At 43.1% G+C, this 26,852-nt stretch carries 23 protein-coding genes and 1 rRNA gene; 14 read left to right on the forward strand and 10 right to left on the reverse strand.

The window, feature by feature from the left end:
- The 9 genes from B5X77_RS05385 to dnaA form a co-directional block, all read right to left on the reverse strand.
- Positions 1-76, reverse strand: a 16S ribosomal RNA gene (locus B5X77_RS05385); the annotation flags it as partial.
- A gap of 370 nt (positions 77-446) precedes the next feature.
- A complete protein-coding gene (locus B5X77_RS05390) occupies positions 447-1,532 on the reverse strand; it encodes an HD-GYP domain-containing protein (protein WP_176167245.1) in 1,086 nt (361 codons plus the stop codon).
- A 92-nt stretch (positions 1,533-1,624) separates the two neighbouring features.
- A complete protein-coding gene (gene gyrA, locus B5X77_RS05395) occupies positions 1,625-4,177 on the reverse strand; it encodes a DNA gyrase subunit A (protein ID WP_079505935.1) in 2,553 nt (850 codons plus the stop codon).
- A 205-nt stretch (positions 4,178-4,382) separates the two neighbouring features.
- Complete coding sequence (gene gyrB / locus B5X77_RS05400) at positions 4,383-6,317, reverse strand: DNA topoisomerase (ATP-hydrolyzing) subunit B (RefSeq protein ID WP_079505937.1); 1,935 nt, start codon at positions 6,315-6,317, stop codon at positions 4,383-4,385.
- Positions 6,318-6,489: 172 nt separating this feature from the next.
- A complete protein-coding gene (gene remB, locus B5X77_RS05405; protein WP_079505939.1) occupies positions 6,490-6,738 on the reverse strand; it encodes an extracellular matrix regulator RemB in 249 nt (82 codons plus the stop codon).
- A gap of 10 nt (positions 6,739-6,748) precedes the next feature.
- Complete coding sequence (gene recF / locus B5X77_RS05410; protein WP_079505941.1) at positions 6,749-7,867, reverse strand: DNA replication/repair protein RecF; 1,119 nt, start codon at positions 7,865-7,867, stop codon at positions 6,749-6,751.
- An 18-nt stretch (positions 7,868-7,885) separates the two neighbouring features.
- A complete protein-coding gene (gene yaaA / locus B5X77_RS05415; RefSeq protein WP_079507583.1) occupies positions 7,886-8,101 on the reverse strand; it encodes a S4 domain-containing protein YaaA in 216 nt (71 codons plus the stop codon).
- A gap of 222 nt (positions 8,102-8,323) precedes the next feature.
- Positions 8,324-9,460 (reverse strand): DNA polymerase III subunit beta, encoded by a 1,137-nt coding sequence (gene dnaN / locus B5X77_RS05420; protein ID WP_079505943.1) that lies wholly within the window; start codon positions 9,458-9,460, stop codon positions 8,324-8,326.
- A 181-nt stretch (positions 9,461-9,641) separates the two neighbouring features.
- Positions 9,642-10,988 carry a chromosomal replication initiator protein DnaA gene (gene dnaA / locus B5X77_RS05425; RefSeq protein WP_079505945.1) on the reverse strand — a complete coding sequence of 449 codons (1,347 nt, stop codon included), beginning with the start codon at positions 10,986-10,988 and terminating at the stop codon, positions 9,642-9,644.
- Positions 10,989-11,778: 790 nt separating this feature from the next.
- Between dnaA and rpmH the strand changes: the two genes are divergently transcribed.
- The 11 genes from rpmH to B5X77_RS05480 all read left to right on the forward strand — a co-directional run bounded on the left by rpmH (position 11,779) and on the right by B5X77_RS05480 (position 22,612).
- Complete coding sequence (rpmH, locus tag B5X77_RS05430) at positions 11,779-11,913, forward strand: 50S ribosomal protein L34 (RefSeq protein ID WP_013059930.1); 135 nt, start codon at positions 11,779-11,781, stop codon at positions 11,911-11,913.
- A 182-nt stretch (positions 11,914-12,095) separates the two neighbouring features.
- Entirely contained in the window at positions 12,096-12,458 is a 363-nt protein-coding gene (gene rnpA / locus B5X77_RS05435; RefSeq protein ID WP_079505947.1) for a ribonuclease P protein component, read from the forward strand.
- Positions 12,459-12,621: 163 nt separating this feature from the next.
- The gene (gene spoIIIJ, locus B5X77_RS05440) at positions 12,622-13,398 is read left to right on the forward strand and encodes a YidC family membrane integrase SpoIIIJ (protein ID WP_079505949.1); all 777 of its coding nucleotides are present in this window, start codon (positions 12,622-12,624) and stop codon (positions 13,396-13,398) included.
- A complete protein-coding gene (gene jag, locus B5X77_RS05445; protein WP_079505951.1) occupies positions 13,395-14,015 on the forward strand; it encodes an RNA-binding cell elongation regulator Jag/EloR in 621 nt (206 codons plus the stop codon). The genes spoIIIJ and jag overlap by 4 nt, the downstream gene beginning before the upstream one ends.
- 506 nt (positions 14,016-14,521) lie before the next feature.
- A complete protein-coding gene (gene mnmE / locus B5X77_RS05450) occupies positions 14,522-15,907 on the forward strand; it encodes a tRNA uridine-5-carboxymethylaminomethyl(34) synthesis GTPase MnmE (RefSeq protein WP_079505953.1) in 1,386 nt (461 codons plus the stop codon).
- 132 nt (positions 15,908-16,039) lie between these two features.
- The gene (gene mnmG, locus B5X77_RS05455; RefSeq protein WP_079505955.1) at positions 16,040-17,920 is read left to right on the forward strand and encodes a tRNA uridine-5-carboxymethylaminomethyl(34) synthesis enzyme MnmG; all 1,881 of its coding nucleotides are present in this window, start codon (positions 16,040-16,042) and stop codon (positions 17,918-17,920) included.
- A gap of 37 nt (positions 17,921-17,957) precedes the next feature.
- Positions 17,958-18,674, forward strand: a complete 717-nt coding sequence (gene rsmG / locus B5X77_RS05460; RefSeq protein ID WP_079505957.1) for a 16S rRNA (guanine(527)-N(7))-methyltransferase RsmG — start codon at positions 17,958-17,960, stop codon at positions 18,672-18,674.
- A gap of 198 nt (positions 18,675-18,872) precedes the next feature.
- Entirely contained in the window at positions 18,873-19,766 is an 894-nt protein-coding gene (gene noc / locus B5X77_RS05465) for a nucleoid occlusion protein (RefSeq protein ID WP_079505959.1), read from the forward strand.
- Positions 19,767-20,140: 374 nt separating this feature from the next.
- The gene (locus B5X77_RS05470; RefSeq protein ID WP_079505961.1) at positions 20,141-20,902 is read left to right on the forward strand and encodes a ParA family protein; all 762 of its coding nucleotides are present in this window, start codon (positions 20,141-20,143) and stop codon (positions 20,900-20,902) included.
- On the forward strand, positions 20,895-21,743 hold the full coding sequence (locus B5X77_RS05475) for a ParB/RepB/Spo0J family partition protein (RefSeq protein ID WP_079505963.1): 849 nt from the start codon (positions 20,895-20,897) through the stop codon (positions 21,741-21,743). The genes B5X77_RS05470 and B5X77_RS05475 overlap by 8 nt, the downstream gene beginning before the upstream one ends.
- A gap of 158 nt (positions 21,744-21,901) precedes the next feature.
- Positions 21,902-22,612: a DUF554 domain-containing protein gene (locus B5X77_RS05480; protein WP_079505965.1), complete on the forward strand. Its 711-nt coding sequence runs from the start codon at positions 21,902-21,904 to the stop codon at positions 22,610-22,612.
- A 61-nt stretch (positions 22,613-22,673) separates the two neighbouring features.
- Here B5X77_RS05480 and yyaC read toward each other — a convergent pair whose 3' ends face one another.
- Positions 22,674-23,306: a spore protease YyaC gene (gene yyaC, locus B5X77_RS05485; RefSeq protein ID WP_079505967.1), complete on the reverse strand. Its 633-nt coding sequence runs from the start codon at positions 23,304-23,306 to the stop codon at positions 22,674-22,676.
- A gap of 341 nt (positions 23,307-23,647) precedes the next feature.
- Between yyaC and B5X77_RS05490 the strand changes: the two genes are divergently transcribed.
- From B5X77_RS05490 to B5X77_RS05500, 3 genes are all read left to right on the forward strand, one after another.
- On the forward strand, positions 23,648-24,556 hold the full coding sequence (locus B5X77_RS05490) for a mechanosensitive ion channel family protein (RefSeq protein ID WP_139378310.1): 909 nt from the start codon (positions 23,648-23,650) through the stop codon (positions 24,554-24,556).
- A gap of 18 nt (positions 24,557-24,574) precedes the next feature.
- Positions 24,575-24,769 carry a DUF951 domain-containing protein gene (locus B5X77_RS05495; protein ID WP_079505969.1) on the forward strand — a complete coding sequence of 65 codons (195 nt, stop codon included), beginning with the start codon at positions 24,575-24,577 and terminating at the stop codon, positions 24,767-24,769.
- Between the two features lie 85 nt (positions 24,770-24,854).
- Positions 24,855-26,852, forward strand: coding sequence for a molybdopterin-dependent oxidoreductase (locus B5X77_RS05500; RefSeq protein WP_079505971.1), 1,998 nt, complete (start codon positions 24,855-24,857; stop codon positions 26,850-26,852).

Raw genomic sequence — 26,852 nt, forward strand, 5'->3', positions numbered from 1 at the left:
TGAAGATCCGCTCGACTTGCATGTATTAGGCACGCCGCCAGCGTTCGTCCTGAGCCAGGATCAAACTCTCCAAAAAAGAGTTATGAGTTAGCTCATAAGTTAAAACGTTGGCTCATGTTCTTCTATAATAGAAGCCATGAATAATTTATTGTTTGTTGACGCTTGTTTGTTTAGTTTTCAAAGAACAATTTCTTAATTCATCGCCCGTAAGCGACTTTATTAATATAACATTTCCTTGCTGTATAAGTCAATAACTTTTTTCAAAAACTATTTAGTTCAAGTTGTTGTTTCGTTACTGACTTTGAAGATTATATCAGGCAAATTATTAGAAAGCAATACATTTTGTCCAGATTCTTATTTATTTCTTTATAAGATCATAAATTTCTCCGCAATCCATTTCAACCATCCAAAAAATCGAACAAAAAAAGCCGGCAACACCGGCCAGCTTAATGGATGATTTCTTCGATATGCAAATACCTGTTCTTCTCCAGGGCAATAATCTGATCCGAATCCAGCAATTTTACCAATGGTCTCGCCGGGTTCTTTTCTGCAACAAAGATGATTTCTGCTGCTTGTCCATCTGACAGTCGTATTTTTGTGCCTATGGAATAATTCATAATAGCAGAGCTTAATGCTTTTAGAGCTGTGATATCGAATTCCCCGAATAATTCTTCATTAATCATTTCAAGCACTTTAAATGGTGAGTGCTTTGGTTTGTAGATCCTTTCAGAAGTCATTGCATGGAAAGAATCGGCAACAGCAAGGATCTTTGCAAACGCGTGAATCCTGCTGGACTTTTCACCAAATGGATAGCCGCTGCCATCCATTCTTTCATGATGGTGGAGTATCGCAATTTTCGTGGCTTCCTTCAGCAATGGACTGTTCCTTACCATCTGATAGCTATATGTAGGATGTTTTTTTATTTCCTCAAATTCCTCTACAGTCAAAGTCGAGTTTTTATTCAGAATGCCAGGACTGATTTTCGCCATGCCACAATCCGACAGACATCCAGCAAGTGCAATCTGGGTAACATCCCCTTTGCTGTAATTAAGCTTTTTTGCAATAAATGCACTAATGATTCCCACTGCCAGTGGATGGTCATAAAGATATTCAGTCTTTGTAGAATAATGATGCAGGTTGAATATATCTGACGAAGTCATGTCGGCTTGTTCAATTAGCGGAACAATGATCGACCTTAGTCTCGCAACATCTATCTGCATTCCTGATTGCCAGGATATAAACTCCTTCTTAAACTCCTGCTTTGCCTGTAAAAATAAATCCATAAAAGTACGGTCGGTCCCGCTTATATTCAAAGCAGGGTTCTTATCATTGCCAATTGAAGGAGCATTGAAGGGCAATCCATTTACTAGGGTTTTCTCTACTTCCACATCCTTTATGAGAAAAACTCTTAGAATCTCTATCAGCTGCGCTGACAGAACTGTTTTTTTATTCATGATCGGTCTTTTCGTTTTACTCATTACCTCTTCAGTAAGGATACAGCCCTCTTGAAGGTTGTCCACTAGTACGCGCAAGGCGATCCACCCCGGAATTTTAATTTCTTACAATTATTTTACTTTATTTTACCAAAAAAGAGGAACACATTTTTGTGTTCCTCTTAAAAAGTTTATTCGTCATCAGACTCAACTGGTGTTTCAGCTGATTCTACTTCTTCATTGCCAACCTCTTCAGGATCGACTGTTGTTTCAGCATTTTCATCCAGTTCCAAGTCTTCAGGCTTTTCTTCTTCTTTGTCAACCTTCGCAACTGTCGCAACATACTCATTTTCAGCTTTGTTAAGGCTGATTAGTTTTACCCCTTGTGTATTACGTCCAGTCATAGAAATCGAACTCACCGGGATACGGATTAGGACTCCGCCTGTTGTAATCAGCATGAGGTCTTCCTCACCCGTCACAACCTTCATTGTAACAAGGTCACCATTCTTATCGGTAATATTGCATGTCTTGATTCCTTTACCGCCGCGCCCTTGTCTTCTGTACTCTTCAGAAGGTGTCCTCTTTCCGTAGCCGTTTTTGGTAACAACGAGGATTTCTGCGCTCTCTTCAAGGACTTCCATGCCTACGACTTCATCACCTTCGGACAGAGTGATTCCTTTTACCCCAGTGGCTGTACGGCCCATGGATCGGACATCTGTTTCAGGGAAGCGGATTAACAAGCCATCTTTGGTGCCGATGATCATTTCCTTGCTTCCGTCTGTCAGGCGAACGGAGATTAATTCATCCCCTTCCCGCAGGTTCAGGGCAATCAAACCATTATTGCGGATATTCGCGAATGATGAAAGTGGTGAACGTTTCGATATTCCTTCTTTCGTTGTGAAGAACAAGAACCAGTCATCCACGAATTCTGAAACAGGGATAATGGCGTTGACCCATTCGCCCTTCTCGATTTCCAGCAGGTTAATGATCGGGATTCCTTTCGCGGTCCGGCTGAACTCCGGTATTTCGTAACCCTTCGAACGATAAACCTTTCCCTTGTTTGTAAAGAAGAGGATCGTATCATGCGTAGATGTCGTAATTAAGTGTTCAACAAAATCATCTTCATTCGTACCCATGCCCTGGATTCCACGGCCTCCGCGGCGCTGCGCTCTATATGTCGATACAGGCAGACGCTTGACGTAGCCATTATGAGTAAGGGTGATGACGATGTTTTCACGAGGGATCAAGTCTTCATCCTCGATCATTTCAAGACCGCCGGACACAATCTCAGTACGGCGCTCGTCGTTGAACCGCTCTTTGATTTCAGTAAGCTCTTCCCGAATGATTTCAAGCACTTTTTCGTTATCAGCAAGGATCGCTTTTAATTCTGCAATAAGCTGCATGAGGTTCTGGAATTCTTCTTCGATTTTTTCACGTTCCAGACCTGTCAGCCTTTGCAGACGCATATCCAGAATGGCCTGTGCCTGCTTTTCAGATAAATTGAACTGCGTCATCAAACCTTCTCTCGCAATATCCGTCGTACGGGAGCTGCGGATCAGGCTGATGACGGCATCAAGGTTATCCAGGGCAATACGCAGACCCTCTAGGATATGGGCGCGTGCCTCGGCCTTCTTAAGCTCGAACTCAGTACGGCGTCTAATGACAACAACTTGATGATCAAGATAATATACAAGGCATTGCTTTAGGTTCAGAACCTTTGGCTGCCCATCAACTAGGGCGAGAAGGTTGATACCAAAGCTCGTCTGCAAGGCTGTTTGCTTGTACAGATTATTCAGAAGGACATTGGCATTCGCATCCTTGCGAACTTCGATGACAATCCTCATACCCTTACGATCAGATTCATCACGAAGGTCGGTAATGCCGTCAAGCCTCTTGTCGCGGACCAGTTCAGCGATTTTTTCAATCAACTTGGCTTTGTTTACCTGATAAGGAAGTTCTCTGACGATAATGACTTCCTTGCCATTAGATTTCTGTTCAATTTCAACCTTCGCACGAAGAGTAATCGAACCGCGGCCCGTCTCGTAAGCCTTGCGGATGCCGCTGCGTCCTAGTATCAATCCCGCTGTCGGGAAATCAGGTCCTGTGATGATTTCCATCAGTTCCATGATTGTCATATCAGGATCTTTACTGATTGCCAGTACGCCATCGATGACCTCACCTAGCTGATGAGGCGGAATGTTTGTCGCCATTCCGACAGCGATACCAGAAGTACCATTCACCAGCAGGTTCGGGAACCTTGAAGGCATGACGATTGGCTCTCTTTCTGAGCCATCATAGTTATCCTGATAGTCAATCGTGTCCTTATTGATATCACGAAGGAGTTCCATTGAAATTTTGGACATACGTGCTTCTGTATAACGCATTGCCGCTGCCGCGTCACCGTCTACAGAACCAAAGTTTCCATGGCCGTCGACTAGCATGTAGCGATAGTTGAAATCCTGTGCCATACGGACCATTGTGTCGTATACAGCAGAGTCACCGTGCGGGTGGTACTTACCGATTACTTCTCCGACGATCCTAGCCGATTTTTTATAGGCCTTATCTGAATGCATCCCAAGATCATGCATCGCATACAGGATCCTTCTATGTACCGGCTTCAGCCCGTCACGGACATCCGGCAGCGCACGAGCTACGATTACACTCATGGCATAATCCAGGAAGGATGAACGCATTTCCTGGCTAATATTAATCTCTTTCACACGATCGTTTGGTGTCTCAGCCATTTAAGAGAAACCTCCTTTAATCGAAAAGCACAGGCACCAGTATTGGCGCCAATGCTAGACACTAATCTATTTATCAAAAAAATTTCATTTTACATAAGAGGTGCATAGCGCCCCGGTTAATTTTAGCCCTGCTCAAGAAAAATCAGGATAGAGGCAATACCTGCTATCCTGGAATAAAGAACAAAGGTTTGTAAAAAGACACTTCTTATATATCCAGGTTCTTTACATAAAGTGCGTTCTGCTCGATGAAATTGCGTCGAGGTTCTACCTTGTCGCCCATAAGGATTTCAAAGGTTTCATCCGATTCAATCGCGTCTTCCAGGCTTACCTGGAGCAATGTCCGTGTCTCAGGGTTCATCGTTGTCTCCCAAAGCTGCTCTGGGTTCATCTCGCCAAGACCCTTGTAGCGCTGGATGCCTGGTTTTGGCTGCTGCGGAAGCTCTGCAAGAATCTGTTCGAGCTGCTTGTCGTTGTAAGCATACTCGATTTTTTTGCCCTGCTGGACTTTATACAATGGCGGCTGGGCAATATAAATGTAACCCGCTTCAAGAATTTTTCTCATATAACGGTAGAAGAACGTCAATAATAAAGTACGGATATGAGCGCCATCTACATCGGCATCGGTCATGATGACGATTTTTTGGTAACGTGCTTTGGAAAGGTCGAAATCTTCGCCGATTCCTGTTCCGATTGCCGTAATGATTGCTCTTACCTCGTTATTGGATAGGATTTTATCCAGACGTGACTTCTCAACGTTCAGGATTTTTCCTCGCAATGGCAGGATTGCCTGGAAATGGCGGTCACGACCCTGCTTTGCAGACCCACCCGCAGAGTCACCCTCTACGACATATATTTCACTGATTGACGGGTCCTTTGAAGAACAGTCAGCAAGCTTCCCTGGAAGACTGGAGATTTCAAGCGCACTCTTTCTTCTGGTCAACTCACGAGCCTTTTTTGCCGCGAGTCTTGCTCTTGCTGCCATAAGGCCCTTGTCCACGATTTTACGGGCAACCGTTGGATTCTCAAGCATGAATTTTTCAAAGTGCTCGGAAAACAGTGTGTCTGTTACGGTACGGACTTCTGAATTTCCCAGCTTTGTTTTCGTCTGGCCTTCGAATTGAGGATCTGGATGCTTGACCGACACGATAGCTGTCAGACCTTCACGAACATCATCTCCGGAAAGGTTGGAGTCATTATCTTTGAAGATGCCATGTTTACGGGCATAGTCATTGATCACACGCGTCAATGATGTTTTAAAGCCAGATTCATGTGTTCCACCCTCATAGGTATGGATATTGTTCGCAAAAGAATAAATATTGCCAGTGTAGCTATCGTTATATTGAAGAGCTACTTCCACGGTAATTCCTTCTTTATCACCCTCGATATAGATCGGTTCATCATGAAGGACTTCCCTTGTGCGGTTTAAATGCTCAACATATGATTTAATTCCGCCTTCGTAGAAATACTCATTCTTTTTCGTGCCTTCAACACGCTTGTCTTCAATCGTGATCCGGATTGACCTGTTAAGGAAAGCCAGCTCACGAAGACGGTTCGCGAGTGTATCATAATCATATTCAAGAGTCTCGGTGAAGATTTCATCATCCGGCTTGAAGTGGACAGTTGTTCCTGTTCGGTCTGTCTCGCCAATAACCTTCAATGGGTCACCGACTGCGCCACGTTCGAATTTTTGATAATGGACTTTTCCATCACGATGGACAAATACTTCAAGATAAGTAGACAGGGCATTAACAACGGATGCACCTACTCCGTGAAGACCGCCGGATACTTTGTAGCCGCCGCCGCCGAACTTTCCGCCTGCGTGAAGCACAGTCATGATGACCTCAACTGCTGGTCTTCCCATCTTTTCATGGATACCAACCGGGATTCCGCGTCCATTATCCTGGACTGTGATGCTGTTGTCCTCTTCAATAATGACATTGATTTCGTCACAGTAGCCGGCTAATGCTTCATCAATACTATTATCAACGATTTCCCATACTAGATGGTGCAAGCCTTTTACACTCGTTGATCCGATATACATCCCTGGACGTTTGCGTACCGCTTCCAGGCCTTCGAGAACTTGTATCTGGTTTTCATCGTACGCTTGTCCCTGTATGGATTGTTGTTCCTCCATTGCCATATCGATCACCTACACTTTCAATTTGACTCATCATTTTTATAAAATTTCTTCTGTTGAATAAATCCACACGAATTATCCTGAAAAGAATTTGTGAACTCCTAGCTAAAAACATTTATTGGCCATTCTGCAAACATCGTTATTATTCGACATTTTTTGCATAAGTGCCGATTTATTAAAACTCCGGAACGGATAATTTTTGGGAGCGTTTCTTCAAGGTGCCTGATGCCAGGGGAGAATAATATATATGATTGCCTGTTACGACGATCGATTTCACCGACCCCTTGGCCAGCTGGACAATTTCCCTGTCCTGCCTTGCAATGAACTCCTCCATGAAAGGAGAAGAACTGGCACTATCAATGTCTAAAATAGCTATAATATCTTTTGTCCTGACAAGGACTTCTTCACCAACATGCAAATACATCGAGTCCACCTCATTGGATTCTTGACATTTCGCCGGTTTTCACGTTATACGTGGCAGCCTCCCTTAATGTCTGATGGTCGATCCCATCCACGCTTGTTGTGGTGACGAAGGTTTGAACTTTTCCCTGAATGGTATTTAATAAATGGGATTGGCGATAATCATCTAACTCAGACAGTACATCATCAAGCAACAGGATTGGGTATTCGCCAATTTCTGCGTTAATCAGTTCGATTTCAGCCAATTTTACTGAAAGGGCGGTTGTCCGCTGTTGTCCCTGGGACCCGAATGTCTGTACATCCCTTCCATTCACGAAAAATTGCAGATCATCCCGGTGCGGCCCAAACATGGTTGTACCCCGATCTATCTCTCTTATCTTTATTTTAGCAAATTTTTCTTCAAATACTGCTATCATTTTCGACAAATCATCTTCTTCTGATACCTCCGCGGAAGGTTTATAGATGATTTTGAGATCCTCAAGGCCTCTTGAAATCCCCTGATGGATCGGCAATGCCCATTGTTCAAGCAAATGCAGGAATTCAAAACGCTTCATGATGATCCTGGCAGCAGCATGGATAAATTGTTCAGTCAGGATATCAAGCATGGTATGGTCTGATGCTTTTTTGATCTGCAGCTGCTTGAGATAATGATTCCGCTGCTGGAGGATTTTATTGTACTGGCTGATGTCATGCAAATAGACTGCCGATACCTGTCCTATTTCCATATCGACAAAACGTCTTCTTACCTGGGGACTCCCTTTTACAAGGTTCAAGTCCTCGGGAGCAAACATGACGACATTCATATTGCCGACATACTGGCTAAGCTTGCGCTGCTCCAGGTGGTTGACTTTTGCCTTCTTGCCTTTTTTGGAAATGACAAGCTGCATTGGCAGTGATCCGTTGATTTTTTTGATCCGTCCCTCTATTTTAGCATATTCCTCGTCCCAGCGAATTAAATCTTTATCATTGGAGGTCCTGTGTGATTTTGCCATCGCAAGCACATAGATCGATTCCATGACATTTGTTTTCCCCTGGGCATTTTCGCCAAGGATGACATTTACCTTATTTTCAAATGCCGCTTCGAGCCCTTCGTAATTGCGGTAATTCCTTAATTTCAGTTCCTCTATATACATGAACAGTCATCCTCTGGATTATTGCTTTATGACGAATTCGCCCAATCCAGGTATCGAAACCTGGTCTCCGGAACGAAGTTTTCTTCCTCTTCGCTGGTCTTGTTCACCATTGATAAAAACATCGTGTTCACTTAAAAACCACTTTGCCATTCCGCCTGATTGAATCACATCGGCTAATTTAAGGAATTGGCCAAGCGTAATGTATTCCGTATCGATTTTAATTTCCTCATTCACGATTCTCACCCTTTTCTTCCAAAAGGACTTAATACTTTATTTTACTAAATTTTTTCCATAGAAACAAATTTTCTTATATTAAGTTGGATTTCGCTCCAGGCACTTCGCCGTCCGCGCGCAGTCTGGGAGTCTTCATTCCTTCCGCTGCAAACCAATTAGTCAACCTTTGGCAAGCCTATAAGTAAAAAGCCACCAGCGTAGAACTGGTGGCCATATATCTTCTTAGTAGGTTCTTACAGGCAGGATCAGCTGCAGGATTGAATCATCATGCAGTGGACGGATGACGAATGGTCTCATTGCGCCTGTAAAGCTAATTTGAATTTCAGTTCCCTCTAATGCTTTTAGTGCATCCATCATATATTTTGCGCTGAAGGAAATTTTAAGCTCTTCCCCATCGATTGATTGGCTTTGAATTTCTTCTACAACGGTACCGATTTCCGGTGTATTCGAGGAAACTTCGATTGCTCCGCCTTCAATTGTGGAAAACTTGACAACGTTATTTCGTCCTTCTCTTGCAAGCAAGGAAGCACGATCAATTGCATGGAGGAATTCCTTTGTATTCACTACAACAGCTGTTTTACTTTCATTCGGAATCAGTCTTCCTGTATCAGGATAGTTTCCTTCCAGCAGTCTTGAGAAAAATAACAAGTGCTTAGCTTTGAACAAAACTTGGTTTTCTGTAATGACAATATCAACTGCTTCTGAACTGTCATCCAGGATTTTACTTAACTCGGTCAAGCTTTTTCCCGGAATGACTACATTGTAGCTTTCAGTATTGTCCGCTTCCAGCCTGGCCTTACGTAAAGCTAGTCGGTGGCTGTCTGTTGCAATACAGATCAGTTCGTTGTTTTCTACCTTCCAGTTGACACCTGTCAAGATCGGGCGTGTTTCTGAGGTGGACACTGAGAAGACAGTCTGACGGATCAAACCTTTCAGCAAGTCTGTTGGGATCTTGAAAACATGCTCCTCAGTAATCTGCGGAAGATGTGGATATTCTTCTGCATCAAGGCCATTAAGGTTGAATTCAGATTTACCTGATCGGATGATAGTTTGCAGATTATTGTGAACTTCGATTTCTACTGTGTCTGTAGGAAGCTTTTTAACGATTTCACTAAAGAAACGCGCCTGCAGAACAATGGATCCTGGCTGTTTGATTTCAACAATTTCATCCCCTGCTTCTTCTTTAGGAATGAAAGATTCAATGGATATATCAGAATCGCTGCCTGTAAGAGTTACTCCCTCTTCAGTTGCAACAATCTTGATACCAGTCAAAATGGGGATTGTTGTTCTGCTGGTTACTGCTTTCATTACGTCCTGGACGCTTTGAAGCAAATGATCGCGCTGGATAATAAATCTCATTTTAGAGCCTCCATTTAGGAATAATTTTTTCGTTAATGCATATATTAATATGTTTTAAAAAATAGTAGAAGTACTAGTAGGGCCTGTGGATTTGTGGATAAGTGGCTTTTCTCAAAGGAAACACAGCCTATCCACATGTGGACAGACTGTGCGTAACCAGTGGCAAGTTATTCACACTTTCCTACACCCTCAATTGTTCGTTTATATCTTTCAACTGTTTTTGCAGATTCGTATCTATTGAAATCATCTTGGAAATCTTCTCGTGGGCATGAATCACTGTCGTATGGTCACGTCCACCGAATTCTTCTCCAATCTTAGGCAAAGAGAAATCTGTCAGCTCCCTTGATAAATACATGGCAATCTGCCTTGGGAAAGCAACAGACTTTGTCCGTTTCTTCGCTTTGAAATCCTCAAGCTTAACGTTAAAATGCTGCCCAACGACTCTTTGGATATCCAGTATGGTAATCACCTTTGGCTTCGAACTCGGGATGATGTCCTTTAATGCTTCGGCAGCCAGGTCTGCATTGATGTCTTTATTGATGAGTGAAGAATATGCGACCACACGGATCAAGGCACCCTCTAGTTCACGGATGTTGGAGTCAATCTGGTTCGCGATATAAAGCATGACCTCATTCGGAATATCTAATCCTTCTGCTTTCGCTTTTTTGCGGAGGATTGCAATCCTTGTTTCCAGGTCAGGCGGTGTGATATCGGTAATCAAACCCCATTCGAATCGGGATCTTAGCCTGTCCTCGAGTGTTGGGATTTCTTTTGGCGGACGGTCACTGGAGATAACGATCTGCTTGCTTTCTTCATGCAATGTATTGAAAGTATGGAAAAATTCTTCCTGGGTTTGTTCTTTCCCAGCAAGGAACTGAATATCATCAATGAGCAGGACATCGACATTACGATATTTATTGCGGAAATCGCCCGCTTTATTGTCCCTGATGGAGTTAATGAATTCGTTGGTAAACTTTTCAGATGACAAATAAACCACTTTTGCATTTGGATTATGGTCCTGAACATAATGACCAATAGCATGCATCAAGTGAGTCTTGCCAAGTCCAACGCCTCCATATATGAATAAAGGATTATAAGCCTTTGCTGGTGCCTCAGCTACCGCAAGCGATGCTGCATGGGCAAAACGGTTGCCTGAACCAATGACGAAAGTATCGAATGTATACTTCGGGTTCAGCATACTGACGGGCAAATCAGGCGTTTCTTCGTCCCTTTTGACCCTTCTTGGCGGTAAGGGAATATCAAGATCTTCTTGATTTTGATTCTGAGGAATGATGAATTTAACAGATAGCTCTTCACCGGTAATTTCATATAAAATCCCGCTAATTAATTGGGAATAGCGCTCTTCCAGCCAATCCCGAGCGAATTCGTTCGGTGCTGTAATCGTTAGGACATCGCCCTGGAGTGAATGTGCTTTGGTTGATTTCAGCCATGTATCGAAACTTGGCTTGCTGATCTTTTTCTCGACTTTAGCGAGTGCATTATTCCAGAGATCTGCAATATTCTCCAACAATTTTCCCTCCTTTTCTCATGGTTTTTTCTCTATGTCTGGCTGCATGCGGACTCGAATTTTTGACATTAGCCGTTTGGCTACCAGGATCATGGCTGTTCGAAAAGCATAAAATCAAAGGTTATACACGTTGTACAACCCCTGGTTAATAAATATACGAAACTATGAATGTGGAAAAATATATAATAAGGAAGAAAAGAAGCTTTTCGACAATATCCACCTTCTGTGGACAAAGTTTTACAACAGCTCTGAATAACCTATCCACAGCTTATCCACATTTTGTGGATAAGTATATTTACGTCATCGAATTATTAAGAGTGAAAACACAAATATAATATCAGATAATCTAGCATGGCGCAACGCTTTTTCATACATTATCCACAATACACTACCACTGTGGAGAAAAATTGTCCACAGGGAGATGAGTTGTGTAAAAGCTGTCAAAATGGGGTGTGGATAATAAATTTAGTGTCGATTTTTGTCCACAGGCGGTTGAAATGAGCTTTAAAACATAAATAATAAAATTTCATTCTCGAAGATAAAAATATTTTTTATCAATGGTCATTTAAAGAAGAAAAAATCTCAACATCCTTGCACATCTTAAATTCTGGTTTCATCCCTAAGAGCATTTAATGAAAAACATTGTGGATCTCAGCGGGGCTAAAAAACAAAACCTTAATATATGACAGGATGCTTCTTTTCTGAATAGGCACTTGACAATTTATGCTGCACGTCTTTATAATTACAAAGACTGTCTGTAACAGCTATTCCTCAGGGAGGTGTAACATATATGAAACGCACTTATCAACCAAATAAACGTAAACACAGCAAAGTTCACGGATTCCGTGCCCGCATGAGCAGTGCAAATGGCCGTAAGGTTCTTGCTCGTCGTCGTCGCAAAGGAAGAAAAGTATTATCAGCTTAGGCCACTGAAATGTCAGTGGTCTTTTTTCTCTTTGGGCAATACTATTTTGGGAGCTGGGCTTGCTCAGAAAAGGGCTTTAAGGGGTTTGTTTTTGGCTATACTGATGAAAATAAATCCCTCTTATCAGCTATATAAAAGAACCCAGTAAAAAACGGATCCATAGAGAATTGAAGGTGTTATAGATGAAAAAAGACTTCAGAGTGAAAAAAAATAAAGAATTCCAGGAAGCTTTTAAAAAAGGAAAGTCTGTAGCGAACCGGCAATTTGTCGTCTATATACTGAAAAAACCTGAGCAGGAAAATTTCCGTATCGGGCTTTCTGTCAGCAAAAAAATCGGCAATGCAGTCATGCGCAACCAGATCAAACGCTATATAAGGCAATCCTTTCATGAATTCCAGGACCGTGTCCTTAACGGGAATGACTACATCATCATCGCCCGTAAACCTACTGCTGAAATGGACATGCATGAGATCAAGAAAAGTCTTGAGCATGTTTTGAAGGTTGGAAAGGTTTTGAAGAAACCGAAACCTGGAGATAATGAGTGAGGCAAAAATATTTGCTGAATTGCATTTTTTAAAAGCGCTTCCCTATAAAAGATGGTAAAATACTCTTGATTGCACGTGCCTGCTAAGGCGAAGTGTACATAAATTTTTGGGACAAACTTTTGAAAATAAATGAACGTATCGGGATGTTAGGAGGAAATGAAGCTTGAAAAAAAGAATATTATTGATATTGGGCTTGGTGTTAGTGGTTTCACTGCTGACAGGCTGTACGGAATATAATCAGCCGATCACTCCGGAGAGTAAAGGATTTTGGAACGAGTACATCGTTTATCCTTTATCACTGTTGATTGTGAAAATGGCTGAATGGCTCGGCGGCAGCTTCGGTTTTTCGATTATCGCAGTCACATTAATCATCCGTTTTGCTATCTTGCCGCTTATGATTAAACAAACAAGAAGCTCAAAAGCGATGCAGGCATTGCAGCCAGAGATGCAGAAGCTTAAGGAAAAATACAGCTCAAAAGATCAGAAAACCCAGCAGAAGCTGCAGCAGGAAACGATGGCGCTTTTCCAGCAGCATGGTGTTAATCCACTGGCAGGCTGCTTTCCGCTTTTGGTTCAAATGCCTATTTTGATTGGTTTCTACCATGCGATTTCAAGAACAAGAGAGATTGCTGAACATAATTTCTTATGGTTCGATCTTGGTGCACCGGATCCGTTTTATATTCTGCCGGTTGTAGCTGGTATAACTACTTTCATTCAGCAAAAAATGATGATGGCTGGCCAGGAAAACAATCCGCAGATGGCTATGATGCTTTGGCTGATGCCGATTATGATCGTTGTTTTTGCCATCAACTTCCCAGCAGCACTTTCACTGTACTGGGTGGTTGGTAACCTATTCATGATTGGTCAAACATACTTTATTAAAGGGCCGGATCTTAAAAAAGCAAAGGCTGCCGGCAATGCGGGAGGAGCAAAAAAGTGAAACAGGTAACTGCTACAGGACAAAATGTCGACGAAGCAGTAGAATCCGCTTTAGCTCAATTAAAAACAACCAAAGACCGCACAGAAATTGATGTAATTGATGAAGGCAAAAAGGGGATTTTCGGACTTTTCGGCACACGCCCAGCTGTCGTCAAAGTGACAGTAAAGATCGATGCTGTTGAAGAAGCCGTAAATTATTTAAAATCGGTTGGCGAAAAAATGGGTGCTTCCATTGAAGTTGATGTAAAAAAAGAGGGAAAAACAATCCTTTTAACGATGTCAGGCGAAAAAATAGCTTTGCTGATCGGAAAGAGAGGCCAAACGCTGAATTCCCTGCAATTTTTGACACAGCTTGTGATCAACCGGTACGCTGATCAGTACTCTACTGTCGTGCTTGACGCAGAGGACTACCGCCAGCGCAGGAACGATACACTTGTCCAGCTGGCCGAACGCCTGGCACAAAAAGCAGTGAGGACAGGGCAAACCGTGGCGCTTGAACCGATGCCTTCGTATGAACGCAAAGTGATTCATACTGCATTAATGTCAAATAGAAAAATCAAAACCTATTCAGATGGGACAGAGCCGCATAGGCATATTGTCATCGCGCCATCTAAATAAAGAAATACAACCCGAACCTGGACCAGGTTCGGGTCTTTTTGTTGTTTTAATAAAAAGTGGATCTGGCAGAGAAATTTTCATTTGAAAAAGCAAATTTAGAGCAGGATTTTGACTGAAAGGATCTGCGAAATTTATTTATTAGCTTAAAAGTAGTTTTATGAGAGATATTTATGGTTTTATAAGCGATTAATTTTTCTTATTGGCTAAAAACAATTTTTATTGGCGACTTGGAAATTTTCTTGTTTTTTTCCCAGTTGAACATTTGAACATAAATCTGCAAGGAAGTTTTCCACACCGTAAAATTTACTCATTTGGTTTTATTGTTATTCACATGTGGATAAGTTAAAATTATAAGAGTTTATTCCACCGTTGTGGATAATTTTTAATATAGAGTATTCCTTTCTTTTTTTCACTAAAGTGATGTGGTATTCTAGTAATTTGTAGAAAGCAAACTTTAATTCTTTTTTGATATATATATTATTTTTTTGGAAAGTGGGGTGAAGCATGTGGAATTTGATACGATTGCGGCTATTTCTACGCCAATGGGCGAAGGTGCGATTGCGATTGTGCGTTTAAGCGGGGATCAGGCTTTTGCGATTGCTGACAGTTTGTTCAAAGGTGTCGGAAGCAAGAGGCTTAGTGAGGTAGCTTCCCATACGATTCATTACGGCCATCTGATTGACCCGAAAACTGGACAAGTTGCTGAAGAGGTGATGGTTTCAGTTATGAGAGGGCCGAAAACGTTCACGAAAGAGGATGTAGTCGAAATTAACTGCCATGGGGGTCTTGTTTCTGTAAACCGTGTGCTCCAGCTTGTCCTGAATCAGGGTGCTAGACTTGCAGAGCCAGGGGAATTTACAAAACGGGCTTTTTTAAATGGACGAATTGACCTTTCTCAGGCAGAGGCAGTCATTGATTTGATCAGAGCGAAAACTGATCGTGCGATGAACATGGCTCTTGGCCAGATGGAGGGCCGGTTATCAAGACTGATTCAAAAGCTGCGTCAGGAAATTCTTGAGATACTCGCTCACGTTGAGGTAAATATCGACTATCCAGAGTATGATGATGTCGAAGAAATGACGCATCATATGCTTTTGGAAAAGGCGAAGTATGTAAAAGCAGAGCTGGAAAAGCTATTGCAAACTTCACAGCAGGGAAAAATCCTCAGGGAAGGACTTTCCACTGTCATTGTAGGGCGTCCTAATGTAGGAAAATCATCATTATTGAATAGCCTTGTTCACGAAAATAAAGCAATTGTTACTGATATTCCGGGAACAACACGTGATGTCATCGAAGAATATGTCAACGTTCGCGGCGTTCCATTAAGGCTTCTCGATACAGCAGGAATCCGCGAGACGGAGGATATCGTTGAAAGAATCGGTGTCGAGCGTTCAAGACAGGTTCTGAAGGAAGCTGATTTAATTCTGCTTGTACTGAACTATTCGGATGAGCTTTCGGAAGAGGATCGGAACATCTTCGAAGCGGTAGAGGGCATGGATGTGATTGTTATCGTCAACAAAACCGACCTGCCGCAAAAAATCAATATGGATGAAGTGAGGGGGCTTGCGAAGGATTATTCGCTGGTCACAACCTCATTGCTGGAAGACCAGGGTGTGGATCAGCTGGAAGAAGCCATTTCAAGTCTGTTCTTCTCTGGAGCTATAGAGTCAGGGGATATGACGTATGTTTCGAACAGCCGCCATATCGCATTGCTGAACCAGGCTGCCCATTCAATTGAAGAAGCGATCAGCGGAGTTGAAATGGGGACGCCAATTGATATCGTCCAGATTGACTTGACCCGTTCATGGGAGCTTCTAGGTGAAGTTATCGGCGAAAGTGTGCATGAAAGCCTGATTGACCAGTTATTCTCCCAGTTCTGTTTGGGAAAGTAATTTTAAAAAAAGTGTAGAAATTATTTTACTAAAACATTCTATATAGAATGTCACCTATAGATAAAAGAAGGATGCATAGAACTTTTTTACCATAAGTTCTTTCAGTATATAGTTTTAAAAGGAGGCAGCAGGATGGGTTATGAAGCCGGAAATTTTGATGTGGTTGTAGTTGGTGCTGGCCATGCGGGTGTTGAGGCTGCCCTTGCGGCGGCACGTATGGGTGCGAAAACGGCGATGATCACCATTAACCTCGATATGATTGCGTTCATGCCGTGCAACCCGTCAATCGGCGGACCTGCAAAGGGAATTGTTGTTCGGGAGATAGACGCACTTGGCGGTGAAATGGGCCGAAATATTGATAAAACCTATATCCAAATGAGGATGCTTAATACCGGGAAGGGACCTGCAGTACGCGCATTAAGGGCCCAGGCCGATAAATTTGATTATCAAAATGAAATGAAGAAGACGCTTGAAAATGAAAAGAATCTCACATTGGTGCAGGGAATGGTTGAACGGCTGATTGTTGAGGATGGTGAATGTAAGGGAGTCATTACCCAGACAGGTGCAGCTTACCGTGCCAAAACAGTTGTTATCACAACGGGTACGTATATGCGCGGAGAAATCATCCTGGGTGAATTAAAATATTCAAGCGGTCCGAATAACCAGCAGCCATCAATCAAGCTTTCAGAACATCTTGAGGAGCTTGGTTTTGACCTGGTACGTTTTAAAACAGGAACACCGCCGCGTGTACACAGTGACACGATTGATTATTCTAAAACAGAAATCCAGCCTGGCGATGATGTCCACCGTGCTTTTTCTTATGAAACAACAAAATACATCACCGATCAGCTGCCTTGCTGGCTGACATACACGAATGAGCGGACACACCAGTTGATTGATGATAATCTTCATCGTTCACCAATGTACTCTGGAATGATCAAGGGCACTGGGCCGCGTTATTGCCCATCCATCGAGGATAAGGTCGTACGCTTCAATGACAAGCCGCGACACCAGATTTTCCTTGAGCCTGAAGGAAGAAACACTCAGGAAGTATATGTGCAGGGACTATCAACAAGCTTGCCGGAAGAAGTGCAGCATAAGATTCTCCAAACAATCCCTGGTCTTGAAAAAGTCCAGATGATGCGTGCAGGCTATGCAATTGAGTATGATGCAGTCGTGCCGACACAGCTATGGCCTACATTGGAAACAAAGCTGATCAAGAATCTTTATACTGCCGGGCAAATCAATGGCACTTCAGGCTACGAAGAGGCTGCCGGCCAGGGAATCATGGCTGGGATCAACGCAGGCAGAAAGGCTTTGGACAAGGAAGAAGTCATCCTTAGCCGTGCCGATGCCTATATCGGTGTATTGATCGATGACCTGGTTACAAAAGGAACGAATGAACCTTACCGCTTGTTGACGTCAAGAGCGGAATACCGCCTGCTTTTGCGCCACGATAATGCAGACCTGCGTCTAACTGAAAAAGGATACGAAATCGGTCTGATTACTGAAGAACGCTACCAGAAGTTCCTGGCGAAAAAAGAGGCAATTGAAGCGGAGAAGAAACGTCTTCAGTCAATCATTATCAAACCGTCAGCTGAGGTTCAAGAATTGATTCGTTCGCTTGGCGGAAGTGAATTGAAGGATGGAATTCGTGCCTCAGACCTCCTCAAGCGTCCGGAAGTATCATATGATCATATCAAGCAGCTGGTACCGGCCGATGGAGAGCTTGAATTCGAAACAGAAGAACAAACAGAAATCCAAATTAAATATGAGGGATATATTGAAAAATCTCTTCAGCAGGTGGAAAGGCTGAAAAAGATGGAAGATAAGAAAATCCCTGAAAATATCGATTACGATGCAATTTCAGGATTGGCAACAGAAGCACGCCAGAAACTGAAAGAAGTACAGCCATTGACTCTGGCACAGGCATCGAGAATCTCAGGTGTTAATCCTGCGGATATTTCCATCCTGCTCGTGTATTTAGAACAAGGACGGATTGCCCGGATATAGACCGTTACCATCAGCAAGGACAAGAAAGGGTTGGCTTATGAATACAGATCAATTTAAAGATTTGCTCGCTGAAAAGGGGATTGAGCTTTCCCAGAAGCAAATGGAGCAATATGAAAAATATTACCAAATGCTCGTCGAGTGGAATGAAAAAATGAATTTGACTGCGATTACGGAAAAGCCAGATGTGTACTTGAAGCACTTTTATGATTCCGTTTCAGCCGCTTTCTATTTTGATTTTAAAAAGCCGCTTGAACTATGCGATGTAGGCGCAGGTGCCGGCTTTCCAAGCATCCCCATCAAGATTGCCTTTCCAGAAATCAAGGTAACAATCGTGGATTCCCTGAACAAGCGGATCACATTCCTGGAACAGCTTTCAAAGGAATTGGGACTTGATGGCACAACATTTATTCATGACCGTGCAGAAACGTTCGGTCAAAATCCGGCACATCGTGAAAAATATGAAGTGGTAATGGCCAGGGCTGTTGCTAGGATGTCCGTGCTGAGTGAGCTTTGCCTTCCTCTTGTAAAAGTAGGGGGGACCTTCATCGCCATGAAGGGCAATCAGGCTGGGGAAGAGCTGCAGGTTGGCGAAAAGGCGATTTCAGTCCTTGGCGGAAAGCTTGAATCAGCTCATTCCTTTACTTTGCCTGAGGAAGAGAGCGAACGTAATATCTTAATCATTAACAAACAAAAGCCCACACCTAAGAAGTACCCAAGAAAACCTGGGACTCCGAATAAAACGCCAATTGAATAAGGGAGCTGTCCTTATATTGCATCTCAGGAGCCAATCTGAGGTGCATGGTCCATTGCTGTTCCAGTGACGGCAATGTGGGCTTGCGCTTTTTGTCCTATTTTGACAAATGAAAATAGTTTATAATAGAGTCTATAGGCAGGAACTTGTCATTTTTATAGAGAATATGTAATAGGGAGTTCATAAAGGTGGTGTAGGGTGATGAAGCCTTCTTTTTCGCGCTTTTTTGGCCTTGGAGAAAAGGAAAAAGAACGGAACCAGGTGGAAGAACAGAACCAAGTGGAAGAACAGACGGTTGAGGATATTGACAACATAGAAAACGAAGAAATAAAGAAAATTCCGATTGACCATATTATTCCAAACAGATACCAGCCAAGAACTGTTTTTGATGATGAAAAAATTGAAGAATTGGCCCGTACCATTCATATACATGGAGTAATCCAGCCAATTGTCGTACGGGAATATGACGAGGACCGATTCGAAATCATTGCCGGGGAACGCCGATGGCGGGCAATGAAAAAACTCGAGTGGGAAGAAGTTCCGGCGATTGTTAAAAACATGTCGGATTCCGAAACGGCATCCGTGGCTTTGATTGAGAACCTTCAGCGGGAGGAATTGTCGCCTATTGAAGAAGCCATGGCGTATGGAAAATTGCTGGAGATCCATAATCTCACACAGGAAGCCCTTGCCCAGAGACTTGGAAAAGGTCAATCAACAGTTGCGAATAAGCTGCGTTTGCTTAAGCTTCCCCAGGAAGTCCAGGATGCACTTTTAAATAAATTGATCACAGAGCGTCATGCACGTTCACTGATTCCGCTGAAAAATCCAGAACTTCAGGTTCAGCTGCTGGCAGAGGTTATTGAGAAATCCCTCAATGTCAAGCAGACAGAAGAGCGGGTCGTGAAGCTGCTGAGTCAAAATGATCAAAAACCAAAGCCAAAACGGAAAGCGTTCAGCAAGGATATGAGGATTGCTGTCAATACAATCCGCCAATCACTCAACATGGTATCCGACAGCGGCATTAATCTCGATTCGGAAGAAGAGGAATTTGAAGAATTTTATCAATTCACGATTCGAATTCCTAAGAAGAAATAATACCTTGGAAGTGGGGGACAGGCCGTCTCCCGCTTTTTTATTATGTAGATTTCTAGGGGAAGGGCGAAGTTAGTTTTCAATCTGCATGTCATACATGGTATGTCTTTTAAATTCCCAAAATTCAAATTGGAACCCCGATCGCACTTTAAACCACCCACTACTGCCATTAGTCCTGCTTTCCTCAACTCGCTAGTTTACTATTGTCACAGAGGTGTTACTTTTTAATAAAAATTCTATCAACTGTCAGAATTCATGCTAAAATAGAATACATGATTGCGTTTTTCAGCATGGTGCTGGGAAAGCATTATTTTTATGTACATTTTGCTTGAAAAAGCTGAATAGGATATTTAGCGGTTTTGAAAGAAGGTGACAATGTGGGGAAAATCATCGCTATTGCGAATCAAAAAGGTGGAGTTGGCAAGACGACTACATCGGTGAATCTCGGTGCATGTCTGGCATACATAGGTAAAAAAGTGCTGCTTGTCGATACCGATCCTCAGGGAAATGCGACCAGCGGTGTGGGAATTGAAAAAGCGGACGTTGAGCAATGCATTTATGATGTACTGGTTGATGACGTGGAAGCGATTAAGGTAATCCGGCCAACTGTGGTTGAGAATCTTTACACCATTCCTGCGACCATCCAGCTGGCAGGAGCGGAAATTGAGCTTGTGCCCACCATCTCTAGGGAAGTTCGCCTGAAGCGGGCTCTCGAGGAAGTGAAGGATCGATTTGATTATATTATCATAGACTGTCCGCCGTCACTTGGTCTATTGACACTGAATGCATTGACGGCTTCCGATGCTGTCATCATCCCGGTGCAATGCGAATACTATGCGCTTGAAGGGTTGAGTCAGCTTTTGAATACCGTCCGTCTGGTGCAAAAGCATTTGAACCAGGATTTAAAGATTGAAGGTGTCCTGCTGACAATGCTTGATGCGCGTACCAATCTTGGCCTGCAAGTGATCGAGGAAGTGAAGAAATACTTCCAGGACAAGGTATATAAGACAATCATTCCACGTAATGTCCGTCTGAGTGAAGCTCCGAGCCATGGAGAGCCAATTATCATTTATGATCCAAAATCCCGCGGGGCAGAGGTTTATTTAGATCTTGCAAAGGAAGTGGTTGCAAATGGCTAAAGGCTTAGGTAAAGGTTTGAATGCTTTCTTCAATATGGAAGCAGAGAAAGAAGAAAAGGTTCAGGAAATAAGCATCAAGGAAATCAGGCCCAATCCTTATCAACCACGAAAGGTTTTCGAACCAGAAGCAATCGAGGAATTGAAGCTTTCCATTCAGGAGCATGGAATCCTGCAGCCAATCATTTTAAGGAAAACAATAAAAGGCTTTGAAATCGTAGTAGGGGAAAGGCGTTATCGTGCTGCTAAGGAAGCCGGGCTGGAAACCGTCCCAGCAGTTGTACGTGAGCTGAACGAACAGCAAATGATGGAGCTTGCTGTACTGGAAAACCTGCAGCGAGAAGATTTGAATCCGATTGAAGAGGGAATTGCCTACCAAACTTTGATTGAGAAGCTGAAGATTACACAAGAAGAGCTGGCAAAAAGGCTGGGAAAAAGCAGGCCGCATCTGGCAAACCATATCCGATTGCTTTCGCTGCCGCCAAAAATCCAGCAGCTTATCTCAGATGGGAAAATCTCGATGGGACATGGGCGTGCGCTTCTTGGCTTAAGAAAGAAAGACAAGCTTCCTGTCCTGGTCGATAAGATCCTTAAAGACGGGATGAATGTCCGCCAGCTAGAACAGCTGATCCAGCAGATGAACGAAATCGTTCCACGTGAAACGAATAAAGAAAAAGAAACAAAGGACGTGTTCATTCGCGAACGTGAAACGTCACTAAGGGAACGTTTCGGAACTACTGTCAACATCAAACAATCCAAAAATAAAGGGAAAATTGAAATTGAGTTTTTCTCTAAAGATGATCTGGAACGGATTCTTGAATTATTAGATCAGCAGAACTCGTAAGCTATCCATTCGATGGCTTCTTTTTTTAATAGGCTTATTGCCAAAGCCCTGTGGCGATTAAAGCGTTTTTCTATAATCAGATGCCATTCAGTTCGTCAGCAACATTCTTAAGAAGCAAGCATTTACATAACTATAAATAAAAATGGGTGAACGAAGATATGTTTTTACTTGGCACCATCGTAAATGGATTATTAATCATCATCGGGACCTTTTTGGGCAGGCTGCTGACAAAAATTCCTGAAAATATGAAAGCCACGGTTATGCATGGAATCGGGCTTGCAGTTATGGTGCTGGGCCTGCAGATGGGTTTCAAAAGCGCAAACTTCCTGATTGTCATTTTAAGTCTTGTAATCGGGGCAGTCCTCGGTGAGGCATGGAAGCTGGAAGATAAGCTGAATGCAGTCGGGGACTGGCTTGAAAGAAAGCTGGGATCAAAAGGGGAAAGCAGTATTTCACAGGGGTTCGTGACTGCGACTTTGATTTTTGTCATTGGGGCAATGGCCATTATTGGGGCACTTGACAGCGGAATTCGCGGCGACCATGATGTCTTGTATACAAAGGCAATCATTGACGGCTTCACGGCATTGATTTTGACCACTACATTAGGGATTGGAGTTCTTTTTTCTGCGATTCCCGTCATGCTCTACCAGGGCATCATCGCTTTATTCGCTACACAAATCGATAAGCTGATTCCGCAGGCTTTGATGGACAGCTTCATCCTTGAACTGACGGCAACTGGAGGCGTCATGATTTTTGCCATCGGCCTGAACATGATTGGATTGACTAAAATCAGGGTCGCAAACCTGCTTCCCGGCATTCTGGTGACTGGCTTGCTTGTCACGATTGCACATTATACGATCGGATTTTAAGGAAGGGGATTCCTTTCAAAATAATAGCGCCGGAAGATAGTTTCCGGCGCTTTACGTATGATTACTCGGCAACTGTAGGCTGCTCGGTCTCGAGGTCCCAATTGAGTTTTGGCCACTCTTGTTTCCGTGATCGCTGCTGGCTGCTTTCATAAATGCCGTTGGCAATGGTTTTGGCCATTTTTAAAACGAGGTTCAATCTTGTGTTCTGTAAAACAAAAAACTCCATGAACCCGCTGACATTGACAATTCCGGTAATGTGCATTTCGCCAACTTCAGGCAATTCTTTGTTCACGCCGGCCCCTGGCTTGACGGGCCCATTCCCTACCTGGATGGATCCGACACTTTTTAAACGGCCGAGACAGGCGTCTATGCCAATAATATAGGGATTAAAATGTTTTTGCTTGATTTCCGCCAACTTTGCATCCATATTTACAGCATGAATGGGATCATCAAGCGTTCCATACACATGATACGGTGCTATTTCTTTTTCCTCCAGCAGCGTTCCAATCAGCGGACCCAATGAATCACCGGTAGAGCGGTCAGTTCCAATGCAGACAAAAACAATTGGGCGAGCGCTGAAACTTGGCAGAAGGTCCAGGATTTCAGCAGCCAGCTTTTCAGCAGCCAGTTCATCCTCATGGTTGATTTTCGCCACACTGTTTTTCCGCTCGAAAAAATGGTTTTTGAGATTCATTGGATCAACTCCTTAAAATTCGTACTATCAGTATACGGACTTTTTTTGTAATCTATACATACCTGTAAACAGAAAGATTTAAACAGGGTCTTTTGGAGTACGGAATCTTCTATTGAGGAATAAGGTCTCATATTTATTAATCTGGATTTTTAAGGTCATTGACCCTTTTTAAAAATATCAATAGTATATTAATATAATGAAAAAGGTGGCTGGATTATGCGGACAGTCTTCTTTAACTACATTATAAAACTTGTTAGAATGAAGATGATTGTATTAAACCTTCTACTTTGTTACATAACGTATGATAATATTAGCTTGAGATTTGCAGGCGGGTGATGAAAATGACGAAAACAGAAGAAAGTATTACTAAAACACAGGCATTTTTAAATAAAATCAGTCAAAAGCTGATGGATGAAGAACTCTGGTTTGCCATCGGGGAAAGTGCCCTGAAAATCATTGCTATCCTGATCATTTCTGGATTGCTGATCCGAATTGGCAAGCTTGCGATCCATAATTTTTTCAGGATTAGAACGAAAGGGCCGATAAGAGTTTCGGAGCGGCGGGAAACTACGCTGCAAAAGCTGCTTGAAAATATTCTAACGTATGTGGTCTACTTTATTTCCATTATGACAATCCTGTCTGCTTTGACGATTGATGTCAAGGCAATGCTCGCTGGTGCGGGGATTGTCGGATTGGCGGTCGGTTTCGGGGCTCAAAGTCTCGTGAAAGATATCATTACAGGTTTCTTCATTATATTCGAGGACCAATTCTCGGTAGGCGATTATGTAAGAATCAGCCAATTTGAAGGAACTGTGGAGGAAATTGGACTGCGGACGACGAAGATTAAAAGCTTTACAGGGGAAATTAATATTTTGCCTAATGGAAGTATCGTAGAGGTCACCAACTTTTCACTTTACAACAGTGTTGCTGTCCTCGATATTGGCATTGCTTATGAAGGGGATATTGAATACGCGGAAAAGGTCATTCAGGAATATCTCGAGACAACAACTGACAAATACCCCGAGCTTGTCAAGACACCGGAGCTTTTAGGCGTTCAGCAATTCGCAGCGTCTGAAGTCATCCTGCGGATTGTTGCAGAAACACTTCCAATGAAGCACTGGTATATGGGAAGAAAGCTGCGCAAGGACATCAAACTAGTCCTTGATGAAAATGGAATTGAAATTCCATTCCCTCGAATGGTGATGTACTCACGTCAGGAAGGCGGAGAGCAGAAGGAATTCGGTAAATAAACAAGGAGGTTTTGTAAATTGGAACACGAATTTCAACTTAATGATGTTGTTGAAATGAAAAAACCACATCCTTGCGGCACCAACAAGTGGAAAATCATCCGTCTTGGCATGGATATCCGAATCAAATGTGAAGGCTGCGAGCACAGTGTCTTGATTCCCAGAAAAGAGTTCACTCGAAAAGTAAAGAAGGTTTTATCGAAGCAGGGGGAATAATCCTGCTTCTTTTTTTATCATTATTGTATTATCCTTATTAGTAAAATAATGAACGATATAGAGATATTAGTAGGGAGATGAGGAATTGGCAACAGTACATCATTCAGCATGTCCATTGAATTGCTGGGACAGCTGCGGGTTCCTTGTTACAGTCGAGGATGGAAAGGTAACCAAGGTTGAAGGCAATCCCGAGCACCCTATTACCCAGGGCAAAATTTGCGGCCGAGGCAGGATGCTTGAGAACAAAGCAAACTCAGAAGATCGATTGTTATATCCACTTAAAAAAGTCGATGGCAGATTTCAGCAGATTTCCTGGGAGCAGGCACTAGATGAAATTGCTGAAAAGCTCGCTTACTATAAAGAAAGCTTTGGTACCACTTCCGTTTTACACAGTCATGATTACGCGAACAGTGGCTTGCTTTCCAATCTCGACAGCCGTTTCTTCAATCTTTTTGGCGGAGTGACTGAATTGACAGGTTCCATCTGCTGGGGATCAGGGATTGAAGCGCAAAACTGGGATTTTGGGGATGCTTACAGTCATGCACCTGAGGACTTGAAGAATAGCAGGCATGTCGTCATCTGGGGCAGGAATGTTGCCCGGACGAATATGCATCTTTTTCAAAATCTGCAATCTGTAAAAAAGAATGGAACAAAAGTATATGTGATTGACCCAATTTATAACGCAACTGCCAAGCTTGCGAATGAATATATTTCAATCAAGCCAGGGTTCGACGGACTTTTAGCAGCGGGCATCATGAAGGAAATGCTCCGGATGGATTTGCAGGATGAACAGTTTCTGGCAAACCATACCGTTGGGTTCGAAGACTTGAAGACCTTGCTGGACAGTGTTTCGTTAGACTATATCAGTCAAGTGACAGAAGTGCCGGCCGAAACCATTACCCATCTAGCCGAGATTTATGCCGAACGGCCTGTTTCCACAATCATGGGGCTTGGAATGCAGCGCTATGAAAATGGCGGGAATACCATCCGGCTGCTAGATGCATTGGTCGCTGTCAGCGGAAATATCGGGATTTCGGGCGGCGGAGCCAATTATGCGAACAAGCAGGTGGGGCAGAGCTTTGACTATCAGAACATTACATTGCCTGAACGGAAAAAATCGTCACGTACATTCACGATGATGAGGCAGGCTGAGGAAATCCTTTCCGCAGTGGATCCTGAAATCAAAATGGGAATTGTCACATGCGGAAATCCTCTGACTCAAGTTCCGGATACGAACAGGGTGCGAGAGGCTTTTGAATCGTTCGAAACTCTTGTAGTGATTGACCATATCATGACGGATACAGCAGAGCTTGCTGATTATGTATTGCCAGCTGCAACTGCTTTTGAAGTGGAAGATATGTATTATTCGTCAATGTACCATCATTATGTAAACCATGGGCCGAAGCTCGTTGAACCGCCGGGCGAAGCGAAACCAGACTCATGGATCTGGGCAGAGCTGGCATCAAGATTAGGATTTGGAGATGATTTTAATTTTGCCAGAGAGGATTTCATCGAAATGGGGCTGGCATCCCTGACGGAAAAGGGAATCAGTCTGGACAAAATCCGGGTCGAAAAGTTTGCTGAACTCCCAGTGGATAAAATTCCATGGGCAGACAGGAGATTCAAGACACCAAGCGGCAAGTATGAATTCACTGCTTCTGCGGTCCCGGACGGTAAAATTAAATTGTCGCTTCCAACGGAAACGAAATGGTCCAATCCTGAATTGGCTGAAAAATATCCTTATTCCTTACTGACGATCCATCCGCTGCGTTCAAACCATTCGCAGCATTTCCATCTGTTTCAGCCAGAGCCGTACGTAAAAGTAGAGATTGCCGAAAATGTCGCTGCTGAAAAAGGCTTAAAAGATCAGGACTCTGTCAGGGTATGGAATGACAGGGGAGAACTCAAAGGGACAGTCTCAATTTTAAAAATGGCCCACCCGGGAACGGTCAATATTGATGAAGGGTTGAGCGCCCGATTTGGAGGTTCAGCCAACCAGCTCACATCAAGCAGGGAGTCAGATAACGGACTTGGCAGCACCCTGTATGATTGTCTTGTCAATCTTGAAAAAGTTGAAAAATAA

This window comes from Mesobacillus jeotgali (assembly GCF_900166585.1).
GTDB classification, from domain to species: domain Bacteria; phylum Bacillota; class Bacilli; order Bacillales; family Cytobacillaceae; genus Mesobacillus; species Mesobacillus jeotgali_A.

Coding starts and splice junctions, on each gene's coding strand:
- gyrA (WP_079505935.1), bottom strand. CDS start 4,177: ATGGCTGAGACACCAAACGATCGTGTGAAAGAGATTAATATTAGCCAG.
- yyaC (WP_079505967.1), bottom strand. CDS start 23,306: ATGAATCTCAAAAACCATTTTTTCGAGCGGAAAAACAGTGTGGCGAAA.
- B5X77_RS05490 (WP_139378310.1), top strand. CDS start 23,648: ATGACGAAAACAGAAGAAAGTATTACTAAAACACAGGCATTTTTAAAT.
- noc (WP_079505959.1), top strand. CDS start 18,873: ATGAAGCCTTCTTTTTCGCGCTTTTTTGGCCTTGGAGAAAAGGAAAAA.
- mnmG (WP_079505955.1), top strand. CDS start 16,040: ATGGGTTATGAAGCCGGAAATTTTGATGTGGTTGTAGTTGGTGCTGGC.
- rsmG (WP_079505957.1), top strand. CDS start 17,958: ATGAATACAGATCAATTTAAAGATTTGCTCGCTGAAAAGGGGATTGAG.
- recF (WP_079505941.1), bottom strand. CDS start 7,867: ATGTATATAGAGGAACTGAAATTAAGGAATTACCGCAATTACGAAGGG.
- rnpA (WP_079505947.1), top strand. CDS start 12,096: ATGAAAAAAGACTTCAGAGTGAAAAAAAATAAAGAATTCCAGGAAGCT.
- remB (WP_079505939.1), bottom strand. CDS start 6,738: ATGTATTTGCATGTTGGTGAAGAAGTCCTTGTCAGGACAAAAGATATT.
- dnaN (WP_079505943.1), bottom strand. CDS start 9,460: ATGAGATTTATTATCCAGCGCGATCATTTGCTTCAAAGCGTCCAGGAC.
- B5X77_RS05475 (WP_079505963.1), top strand. CDS start 20,895: ATGGCTAAAGGCTTAGGTAAAGGTTTGAATGCTTTCTTCAATATGGAA.
- rpmH (WP_013059930.1), top strand. CDS start 11,779: ATGAAACGCACTTATCAACCAAATAAACGTAAACACAGCAAAGTTCAC.
- gyrB (WP_079505937.1), bottom strand. CDS start 6,317: ATGGCAATGGAGGAACAACAATCCATACAGGGACAAGCGTACGATGAA.
- B5X77_RS05480 (WP_079505965.1), top strand. CDS start 21,902: ATGTTTTTACTTGGCACCATCGTAAATGGATTATTAATCATCATCGGG.